Annotated in this window: 7 protein-coding genes and 2 pseudogenes; 1 reads left to right on the forward strand and 8 read right to left on the reverse strand. The window is 59.4% G+C overall.

Annotation, left to right across the window (positions count from 1 at the left end; genetic code table 11):
- Both IE038_RS23310 and IE038_RS23315 read right to left on the reverse strand, forming a co-directional pair.
- Nucleotides 1-423: pseudogene (locus IE038_RS23310) on the reverse strand (electron transfer flavoprotein subunit alpha/FixB family protein); the annotation flags it as partial.
- Nucleotides 424-1,173, reverse strand: coding sequence for an electron transfer flavoprotein subunit beta/FixA family protein (locus IE038_RS23315; protein WP_163933999.1), 750 nt, complete (start codon nucleotides 1,171-1,173; stop codon nucleotides 424-426).
- A 554-nt stretch (nucleotides 1,174-1,727) separates the two neighbouring features.
- Between IE038_RS23315 and IE038_RS23320 the strand changes: the two genes are divergently transcribed.
- On the forward strand, nucleotides 1,728-3,392 hold the full coding sequence (locus tag IE038_RS23320) for an electron transfer flavoprotein-ubiquinone oxidoreductase (RefSeq protein ID WP_163934002.1): 1,665 nt from the start codon (nucleotides 1,728-1,730) through the stop codon (nucleotides 3,390-3,392).
- A gap of 71 nt (nucleotides 3,393-3,463) precedes the next feature.
- Here IE038_RS23320 and IE038_RS23325 read toward each other — a convergent pair whose 3' ends face one another.
- From IE038_RS23325 to IE038_RS24595, 6 genes and pseudogenes are all read right to left on the reverse strand, one after another.
- The gene (locus tag IE038_RS23325; protein ID WP_189396382.1) at nucleotides 3,464-4,774 is read right to left on the reverse strand and encodes an MFS transporter; all 1,311 of its coding nucleotides are present in this window, start codon (nucleotides 4,772-4,774) and stop codon (nucleotides 3,464-3,466) included.
- A gap of 79 nt (nucleotides 4,775-4,853) precedes the next feature.
- Nucleotides 4,854-5,339, reverse strand: coding sequence for a histidine kinase (locus IE038_RS23330; RefSeq protein ID WP_229775728.1), 486 nt, complete (start codon nucleotides 5,337-5,339; stop codon nucleotides 4,854-4,856).
- 212 nt (nucleotides 5,340-5,551) lie between these two features.
- Complete coding sequence (locus tag IE038_RS23335) at nucleotides 5,552-6,460, reverse strand: hypothetical protein (protein ID WP_163934005.1); 909 nt, start codon at nucleotides 6,458-6,460, stop codon at nucleotides 5,552-5,554.
- 516 nt (nucleotides 6,461-6,976) lie between these two features.
- Nucleotides 6,977-7,942, reverse strand: a complete 966-nt coding sequence (locus IE038_RS23340) for a DUF6708 domain-containing protein (protein ID WP_163934007.1) — start codon at nucleotides 7,940-7,942, stop codon at nucleotides 6,977-6,979.
- A complete protein-coding gene (locus IE038_RS23345) occupies nucleotides 7,935-8,897 on the reverse strand; it encodes a hypothetical protein (RefSeq protein WP_163934009.1) in 963 nt (320 codons plus the stop codon). The genes IE038_RS23340 and IE038_RS23345 overlap by 8 nt, the downstream gene beginning before the upstream one ends.
- Nucleotides 8,890-10,093 (reverse strand): annotated as a pseudogene (locus IE038_RS24595) (toxin VasX); the annotation flags it as partial. The gene IE038_RS23345 and the pseudogene IE038_RS24595, both read right to left, overlap by 8 nt.

A 10,093-nucleotide genomic window follows, 5' to 3' on the forward strand; every position in this document is an offset into this window, starting at 1 on the left:
TGCAGCGCTCGACTGCACGGTGGCAATGGCGTTGCCGGCGTAGATCGGACGCTTGAAGGTGTCAGCCGACTCAACCGAGATGATCTCGGAGATCTGATCGACGTCCAGCAGCGCGGCAACGCGCGGCAGGATGTTCTTGCCGTTGGAGGTCGCAGGCGCCAGCACGTGGCTGTAGCCCTTGCCGATCTCGGCAACCAGCGGTGCAACATTCTCTGGCAACTGGTGCGCGTAGGCAGCGTTGTCGGCAACCAGCACCTTGCTGACGCCAGCGATTTTCGCAGCAGCTTCCGCTACCGCGCCAACGCCCTGACCAGCAACCAGCACGTGGATATCGCCACCGATTTTCGCGGCAGCGGCAACAGTGTTCAAGGTAGCCGGGGCAACGGCACCGTTTTCGTGTTCAGCGATAACCAGGATAGTCATTTAGATTACCTTCGCCTCGTTCTTCAGTTTCTCGACCAGTTCAGCAACCGACTTGACCTTGATACCCGCGCTGCGTGCAGCAGGCGCTTCGACTTTCAGGGTCTTGGTGGTGGAAGCGGTGGAAACGCCCAGGGCGTCCGGGGTAACGGTTTCCAGCGGCTTCTTCTTGGCCTTCATTATATTTGGCAAGGAAGCGTAGCGTGGCTCGTTCAGGCGCAGGTCGGTGGTGACGATGGCAGGCAGGTTCAGTGCAACGGTCTGCAGGCCGCCGTCGATTTCACGGGTCACGTTGACCTTGTCACCGGCGACTTCAACCTTGGACGCGAAGGTGCCCTGAGCGAAACCGCTCAGCGCAGCCAGCATCTGGCCAGTCTGGTTGTTGTCACTGTCGATGGCCTGTTTGCCAAGGATCACCAGCTGAGGCTGTTCCTTATCGACGACAGCCTTGAGCAACTTGGCCACGGCCAGGGAGTTGAGCTCTTCAGCGGACTCGACCAGGACGGCGCGGTCGGCGCCCAGCGCCAGCGCAGTACGCAGTTGCTCCTGGGCCGTGCTCGGGCCGATGGTAACGACGACGATCTCGGTCGCCACGCCTTTTTCCTTCAGGCGTACGGCCTCTTCCACGGCGATCTCGCAGAAGGGGTTCATGGACATCTTGACGTTAGCAAGGTCGACGCCGGAGTTGTCCGCCTTGACGCGAACCTTGACGTTATAGTCGACCACTCGTTTGACAGCTACAAGAACCTTCATGGATTCCTCGTTACTCTCCGGTGAAAAGAATGTCGCCTGGGGCAGGCCCGGCGATTGCGCGTGGGTACAAGGGCACCTCTAAAAACGATTTCGGGCAGGCCCGCCTGAACTGACTGCTCAGTCCTTTTTTGACCTTTTATTAGCAAAACCCGTGAGTCATTCTGTGTCGTGGCGTGTAAACTCCACTACAAAGCGGGTTTTGGCTTAACTGCCCTGCTTTTTGCCAGGTTTTAGGGGTGCTCCTGCATCCTACGATCAGCCTACGGCGAGCGTAAAACCGCTCGTATCTTGACCGTAACGCCCAATCCGGTCAATACGGCAAACCGGCCAGCTTCAAGCCGTGCCTCTTTGATTTTACTGGCCTGCGGCAAATTCAAACAAACGTTTGTATTGGACCGCGCAAGTGGTGTAGATATAATGCGCGGCCAAGAGAAAGCGGTGTAGTACGTCATCGCCCGAGCTACAGCAAAGGCATCGCCCCTAACGCCTGACCGATGACCGCCTGGCACCCGCCAATAAAGAAAAAACGATGAGCCTTGAGTAGGAGAGAACCTGTGGAACGCGAATACATGGAATTCGACGTGGTCATCGTCGGCGCTGGCCCGGCAGGCCTGTCCGCCGCCTGCAGACTGAAGCAGAAGGCCGCCGAAGCCGGTAACGAAATCAGCGTCTGCGTGGTCGAGAAAGGCTCCGAGGTCGGCGCACACATCCTCTCCGGCGCCGTATTCGAACCGCGCGCGCTGAACGAACTCTTCCCTGACTGGAAAGAGCTCGGCGCCCCGCTGAACACACCGGTCAAGCGCGACGACATCTACGTTCTGAAAGACGCTGGCAGCGCGGTCAAGGTACCTGACCTGTTTGTGCCGAAAACCATGCACAACGAAGGCAACTACATCATCTCCCTGGGCAACCTGTGCCGCTGGCTGGCGCAGCAGGCCGAGAACCTGGGCGTGGAGATCTACCCGGGCTTTGCCGCCCAGGAAGCGCTGTTCGACGAAAATGGCGTGGTCCGCGGCATCATCACCGGCGACCTGGGCGTCGACCGCGAAGGCAATCCGAAAGAAGGCCTGTACACCCCGGGCATGGAACTGCGTGGCAAGTACACCCTGTTCGCCGAAGGTTGCCGCGGCCATATCGGCAAGCAACTGATCAAGCGCTTCAATCTGGACAGCGAAGCCGACGTGCAGCACTACGGCATCGGCCTGAAGGAAATCTGGGAAATCGACCCGGCCAAGCACCAACAAGGCCTGGTGGTTCACACCGCTGGCTGGCCGCTGGACATCATGTCCACCGAAAACACCGGTGGTTCCTTCCTCTACCACCTGGAAAACAATCAGGTCGTGGTCGGCCTGATCGTCGATCTGTCCTATGGCAACGCCTACCTGTCGCCCTTCGACGAATTCCAGCGCCTGAAACACCACCCGGTACTCAAGCAGTACCTCGACGGCGGCAAACGCATCAGCTACGGCGCCCGCGCCCTGGCCAAAGGCGGCTTGAACTCGCTGCCGAAAATGGTCTTCAAGGGTGGCGCACTGATCGGCTGCGACCTGGGCACCATGAACGTCGCCAAGATCAAGGGCAGCCACACCGCGATGAAGTCCGGCATGCTCGCGGCCGACGCCGTGGCTGAAGCGCTGCTGGCAGGCAAGGAAGGCGGCGATGAGCTGACCAGCTACGTCGATGCCTTCAAGGCCAGCTGGCTCTACGAAGAGCTGTTCGCCAGCCGCAACTTCGGCCCGGCCATGCACAAGTTCGGCCCGCTGCTGGGTGCAGCCTTCAACTATGTCGACCAGAACTGGTTCGGCGGCAAGCTGCCATTCACCCTGCACGACACCAAGCCGGACTACGCCTGCCTCAAGCTGGCAGCCGACTCGACAAAGATCGACTACCCGAAACCAGATGGCAAACTCAGCTTCGACAAACTGAGCTCGGTATTCCTCTCCAGCACCAACCATGAGGAAGAACAACCGTGCCACCTGAAACTGGCGGATGCGAACATCCCGATCAAGACCAACCTGCCCCTGTACGATGAGCCTGCTCAACGCTACTGCCCTGCAGGCGTCTACGAGGTGGTCACCCAGGAAGACGGCAACAAGCGCTTCCAGATCAACGCCCAGAACTGCGTACACTGCAAGACCTGTGACATCAAGGACCCTTCGCAGAACATCACCTGGGTCGCGCCGGAAGGCGCTGGCGGGCCGACTTACCCGAACATGTAAGCAGCACGCATAAGAAAGCCCCCTCACCGCTCAGGTCGAGGGGGCTTTTTTTTGTTGCGAGCATTAGCCGCTTAACACTGCAACGCCTCGTCGGCGAACGCCCCATCGTCCCTGGCGCCAAAGTACACCGCCGCGGCTGCACCGACAGTGCCCATGACAAGGGCGAAACCAGCACAGACCCAAGGACTCCAGGGCATCAAGGCGATCAACATCAGCGGCGTGACACTGGCCCACAGGGCATAGGCAATGTTGTAGGTGAAGGAAATGCCCGACACACGAATCTGTGCCGGGAACAAGCTCACCATGACCGAAGGCACCACGCCAACCACACCACAGCTCAAACCCGCCACAGCGTACGCAAGCCCAGGCCAGGCCCAGCCACCGATCAGGCTGGCATACAAGCCCGCAATGCCCAGCGGCAGCACCAGACTGTAGAGGGTCAGGGCGCGCCAGGCCCCTATACGGTCAACCAAAAGGCCGGCCAACACACAGCCAATGTTAAGAAAGACAATGCCGATGCTGCTCAAGGCAAAGGTATGGCCGGCCGTCATGCCAAACCGTTGCTGCATCACCGTGGGGGTGATGACCACCAGCACCACCACCGCCGAGGTCAACACGCAGGTCAGCAGAACAGCCGGAACCAACGCCCGACGATGCTCACGCAACACCGCACGCAAGGGGAATGCCACCGGCTGTTCACGGCGCTCGCGCAGGGCCAGGAACACGGGGGTTTCACTCAACCAACGGCGCAGCCATACGCCAATCATCCCAAACACGCCACCCAGCAAGAATGGAAACCGCCAGGCGTAATCAAGGATCTCCTGGGGGCTGAACAGTTGTGCCAGGGTCGTGGCGGTCAGCGCGCCCAGCAGGTAACCAAAGGTCAACCCCGCCTGCAGAAAACCCAGGGCATAGCCACGGCGCCCGGCGGGCGCGTGTTCAGCGACGAACACCCAGGCACTGGGCACCTCACCGCCGACCGCAGCGCCCTGGAAGATACGCAAGGCCAACAACAGCAGAGGCGCGAAGTAACCGATCTCGGCGTAGGTAGGCATCACCCCGATAAGCAGGCACGGCAGCGCCATCATCAGGATGCTCAGGCTAAACACCTTCTTGCGCCCTAGATGGTCGGCAAAATGCGCCATCAGAATGCCGCCTAATGGCCGAGCCAGGTAACCGGTGACAAAGATGCCGAAACTTTGCAGCAAACGTAGCCACTCTGGCATCTGCGGCGGGAAGAACAGCTGGCTCAGCGTCAGGGTAAAGAACACGAAAATGATGAAATCGTAGATCTCCAGCGCACCGCCAAGGGCGGCCAGGCCGAGGGTCTTGTGGTCGCTACGCGACAGCCGCAGCGGGCTCACAGGGAGGGAGGCAGTCATGGCGGGATCCGTGGTCGAGAAACAGTCAACGCGCATCCTGGCGCGCCTGGGCAAGCGCAAGAGGATAGCAAAAACAGTTTCAGGAATGCCGGGAAAAGACCGTCGGCCCCAGGCTGGGGCTACGCCCGACCTGTTTGGGCACGTCGGCATGGCCACCAGGCCCGGGCAAACGAGCAATCAATACTGGGGCGTCGATGATCGCCATGAACGCCTCCAGCGACTCGCTGTCCGGCACCTTCGGCAGCCTTACGCTCACCGCCTGGCGCTTGCCGGCAGGCACGGCAGGGATTCTCAGATGCTGCGACTCATAGAGCAAGGCGTGCTGGATCTGCGCATGAACGCGACAAAAACGCTCCAGATCGACCCCGGCATGGCTGGCCAGGTCAATATTGCCAATCAACAGGTTGAACGGCTGCAGCGCATTCTGCACCAGACGCTGCAACTCATCGAAGCTATGTACAGGCGCGATCCGGTAATAGCCCATGGCGTTGAGCATCTTCTCCAATTGCAGCAACTGCATGGGGTGTTCGTCGGCAATCAGGATTCGCAGCGCTTTGTTTGGCATCATCAACGACCAGGATTGAGAACTGAGAGAATACTCCTTGACCATTACGGCGCCAGTGTTCAACGGCAGGCTGGGCAGGCACCTCAGCACATGAAGGGCCTGTATTGATAGAAGTCGGGAAAATCGAGGAAATCAAGTCGACACCCACCCATTGCAGCCTCGAGGCGACCATTCGCGTGTTTGACTACCTGCCACCCAAACGACACTCGCCACTATGGCTCTGCTGAACGTTCACCCGTAACGGCCAGCATCACCGGGTCCGGCGACGAGGCAAACAACCAATCATCGGCAACGGACGTCGATGCCTCGATGTAGCGCGACATGGCCCGGGACCTGCGGCTGCTGATCCTCGACATGTACGCGCACTCGGGGCACCAGTGCCTGGCCCTGATGGTTGCCAGCGGGGCATGCCAGCTATGCCCACGATCACACACCCAATGCAGCTTGGTACTGTTGTTGACGTATGTTGTAGACAAGCATTGCCCACCACGCGCCTGCGCTTCGCGCTGGGCATCCCGAATGCTCAAGCGCTTGGCATCATGGACACACACCGTGCACCAGGTGCCGCGAAGAAGCCGCTTACCGGTCGCGCGCCACTCATGCCCCTTTGCGCAACGCATAAGATAGCGTGCAGCGGACCCCTCATAGCGATCCGCCAGGCACACACCGCCCCGCTCTGCCGCTTTGCGCTGCAACCGTTGCAGGCCATCCTTCAGACGGTACTCGGCCACCTTGCGCAGCCGGGCACACTCCGGACACCAGGTACGCCTCAACACTTCGTTGCCAAGCGACGCCCAGACATGCCCTTCGGCACAGCGAAAGGCGTAGGGCTGCTGCCCACCCACATACACCTCGGCCAGGCACACGCCTCCGTGCGCAGCGGCCACCTGCTGCAACTTGAGCAAACCGTCCTTGCGGCGCATGCGCAGGCTGTGCTTCTCATGCCCGCAGGCCGGGCAGTTGGCGCTACGCAAGACATGGGAGCCCTTACGGCTCCACTCATGCCCCTTCGGGCAACGGAAGCGATGCATTGCCGTAATGCCCAGCCATGCCGGCTCCAGACACTCCACTCCCGCGCACCGGGCCTTGGCCAGCAACCGACGATCACGATCCTCTGCCACGCAGGCCCGGCACCCGCCTGAGCGCGGGTTTGAAATGACCAGAAGCGCCCTGCTGAACACATGGTTGCGACTGCACCTGAAGCGATACGCGGCCCTCGGGCCTAACCACTCGCGATCCAGACACACAAGCCCCAACCGCACCAACGCCTCGCGAAGGCGTGGCACACGCTGGAGTAACGGGTTGTCATCCCATTCGGTTGCGTCCTGCTTGACCACATCATCCAAAGCAATCCCTCCGGCAAAACACTGATCCGTCCCATGGTTTTTCTGGCAGTACTTCAGTCACTTCCGTATTTTGGCGCCCGAATTGCCGCTAAAGATCAACCGCTGAAAGCCGTGCTCAGGCCATAGAAGACCAGGCTGAATCACACGCAATGGGTAACGGCGAACACTCGCTGTCCGTTTTGGCAGTGGCAGTAAACGGTGCGCTCGCGCCTACCGGAACGCCCAAAATACGAAGGAGTCGAACGCTAGCAGATGCCCTTCCAGAGAGATGTAGGACGCTTCCGAAAGTTGTTACAACGCCGGTGTCGCCAGCTCCGCCAGCGCCGCCTCACGCTCAGCGATGGCCGCTTCCAGTTCAGGTGAGCGCTTGGCCCACTGTTCGGGTGGCAGGGGTTTTGACCATTCGCTGATCTCGGGGTAAGGCAGGTCGGGTGGCGGTGAGAGTTTCCAGGTTTGCAGCATGAAGGCTAAAGGCGCACCGAACACGAACAGGGCAAAAACCAGCCATAGCGCCTTGTGCATGCGCCCAGTGACTGCATACTCGCGAATCCCATCCATGTAATTGCAACATTCACCCCAGAAGACGTTTCGCCCTTTGAGCCTTGCACGGGCACCTTCAAAATCGTTGGCTTCAGGTAACGCCTGTGGCCCGACTTCCATGTAACTGCGCATGCACTCCCACAAGGCCATCGCCGTGGTACCGCCACCACAGTTGAAACCCAGGCTGAAATGCTGGTTGCCTTCCTGTGCATTCGGATCGGGGTTGTCGAAGCCGATGACTAACAGCCCCATTTCCATTCGCCCCCCTTGGCTGACGGCCGAATGCTGGACGGCCGCTGCGGTCACCGATTCCCACGGCACAATCCAGTACTCGCCGTCTTCGCGGGGGACGCAGACCTCGCGGCGCTGGCGGTTGAAGCGCAATGGCAAGGGGACTGGGCGAAATAGGCCGTGGATCATGATCAGTGCGGGGATGCCTGTAATGATGACTCCCCCCCACAGAGCAATCGAACTGACCTCTGGTGCTATATCCCGAAAACCATAGGCGAAACCCAAAAACATCATCACAAGCGGCCACAGCACCATCACCCCCGAGCCAATGCTGTAGCTCCCAATATCGAGAAATACCTCATTCTTGCGCCAGATGGTGTTGAGCACATCCGCCGGTTGTTCACCGGTCGGGATCGGCAAGGGCGCCAGGTAGTCACGTTGTGAAAACAGGCGTTTCCTGGTCGTACCGGCTATGGGTCTACTCATGACATTCCCGGTTCGACGCTGGCGCCGAGTTTGCCGCCAGCTCCGCCTCACGTTCAGCGATTGCCGCTTCCAGCTCAGGTGAGCGCTTGGCCCATTGTTCGGGTGGCAAGGGCTTTGACCATTCGCTGATCTCGGGGTAAGGCAGGTCCGGTGGCGGTGAGAGCTTCCAGCGTTCCAGCACATCAATCAGTAATGTGTTGAAAATAAACAGACCGAAAAAACCTTCCCACAACAACGTCAAAAACCAGCCCTTGCGCTGTGCGGCCTCAAAACAGTCATCGATGTAAGTTGCCAGAATGCCTTTGGGTCGATGTAACCGAGCGGTGCGGTCAGCAACTGCCTGCGGTCCGACCTCCATGTAACTGCGCATGCATTCCCACAAGGCCATTGCCGTGGTACCGCCACCGCAGTTGAAGCCCAGGCTGAAATGCTGGTTGCCTTCCTGCGCATTTGGATCGGGGTTATCAAAGCCGATGACTAACAGCCCCATTTCCATTCGCCCCCCTTGGCTGACGGTCGAATGCTGGACGGCCGCTGCGGTCACCGATTCCCACGGCACAATCCAGTACTCGCCATCTTCGCGGGGGACGCAGACCTCGCGGCGCTGGCGGTTGAAGCGCAAGGGCAAGGGGACTGGGCGGAACAGGCTTTGGATGAGAATTAGTGCCGGGATGCCCGTTATAACCCCTCCTATGGAAAGAGTCAGCACACTACCTTCCGGCGAGATGTTTCTAAAGCCGTAAGCCAAACCTAAAAACATCATCACAAGCGGCCACAACACCATCACCCCCGAGCCAATGCTGTAGCTCCCAATATCCAGAAACACCTCATTCTTGCGCCAGATGGTGTTGAGCACATCCGCCGGCTGCTCACCGGTCGGGATCGGCAAGGGCGCCAGATAGTCACGTTGTGAAAACAGGCGCTTTTGGGTTGTACCGGCTGCGGGCCTACTCATTTCGCCACGTCGGCTGCAGGTAGCTCGAGCATTGCTGCTGATCACTCAACAGGTAATGTCGTGCCCGGTCCAGATCAGGGGTGGGATCGTCACGCAGGGTGATGACGCCATCTTTATGGGTGATGGTAAAGGCCATGCCCCGTTCGCCACCGACAAAGGCGTCCTCGCCGAGCAGCGAGATCAGTGGTGTCCGGTAGCACACGCGCAGCGAAACATTGGCAGGGTGCGAACTGAGGTTGTTCGACAGGCGAAACTCACCGCACAAACGCAGGCCTTGCCCCTCCTTGTGAGGTATCCAACTGCAGCGGCTTTCCGCCAGCCAGTATTTAACTACATCGCACCATAAGCGCGGCGGCGCGGCGGTGCTGAGCGGGTTCCTCTCCAGCTGCATATCCCAGGTATCACGATCGATCGGGTCACCGATAATGGCCAGTGCCAGGTAGGTGCTGTGGGGTTCCGCACCCGGCAGGTCGAGGGTCAGGCTTCTGATGACCGAGAGGCTGCGTTTAATGTAGGGATGGGCTGAATAGGTCAGAGTGTTGAGCACTTCAACACTGACCTTCGGCGCATACAGGAGGCGGTACAACTGGGCGAGTTCCTGCTGCTGCGCCTCGGGCGAAACAGACCTCAGGTCGCGTGCCCGTTGTTTGGACCAGCAACAGTTGGCAAGAAAGGTCTGCAATGGCTTTTGCTGGAAAAACCAGGCGATCAGGTACAGCACACCCAGTCCAGCAATCAGTATCGTGATAGGCCCCATCCACACTAGATAACCCGCAATCGCGGCGTCGACGGTCATGACACCGGCGATAGCCTTGGCGGTATAGGCCACGCCTAATAGCGCTTGGGCACTAAAAGCAGCTACCTGTCCAGCGACGACAGAGTGACGCATCACCAACCAGGGATCGATAGAAGTGTGAGCACCCTCTAATTGCTTTTGTATTGATAGAAATTCCATCCCCGATGCAACAGCTGAAAACCCACCAATAACACCACCAAATAGCGTCAGCGTCGGCGCAGCAGATAAGCGAAAAGTGAACTCCTTAACCCCCAACCCCTTCCTGATCTGCATATCCACCACCGCCGTCAACGCCGCCCCCGCATACAGCGTCGCGGAAATCGTGTCGTTGATCCGTTGCTTATCCATCCCCTCCAGCGCACTGGCCTGGCTCAGGTGGCTATTGGCATTCCAGCTGTTG

The sequence above is a fragment of the Pseudomonas laurentiana genome (genome assembly GCF_014648275.1).
GTDB classification, from domain to species: domain Bacteria; phylum Pseudomonadota; class Gammaproteobacteria; order Pseudomonadales; family Pseudomonadaceae; genus Aquipseudomonas; species Aquipseudomonas laurentiana.

Bases quoted from the DNA above. Each gene is read 5' to 3' on its own strand.
- IE038_RS23325 (WP_189396382.1), bottom strand. From the start codon at position 4,774: ATGACTGCCTCCCTCCCTGTGAGCCCGCTGCGGCTGTCGCGTAGCGAC.
- IE038_RS23345 (WP_163934009.1), bottom strand. From the start codon at position 8,897: ATGAGTAGGCCCGCAGCCGGTACAACCCAAAAGCGCCTGTTTTCACAA.
- IE038_RS23315 (WP_163933999.1), bottom strand. From the start codon at position 1,173: ATGAAGGTTCTTGTAGCTGTCAAACGAGTGGTCGACTATAACGTCAAG.
- IE038_RS23330 (WP_229775728.1), bottom strand. From the start codon at position 5,339: ATGCCAAACAAAGCGCTGCGAATCCTGATTGCCGACGAACACCCCATG.
- IE038_RS23340 (WP_163934007.1), bottom strand. From the start codon at position 7,942: ATGAGTAGACCCATAGCCGGTACGACCAGGAAACGCCTGTTTTCACAA.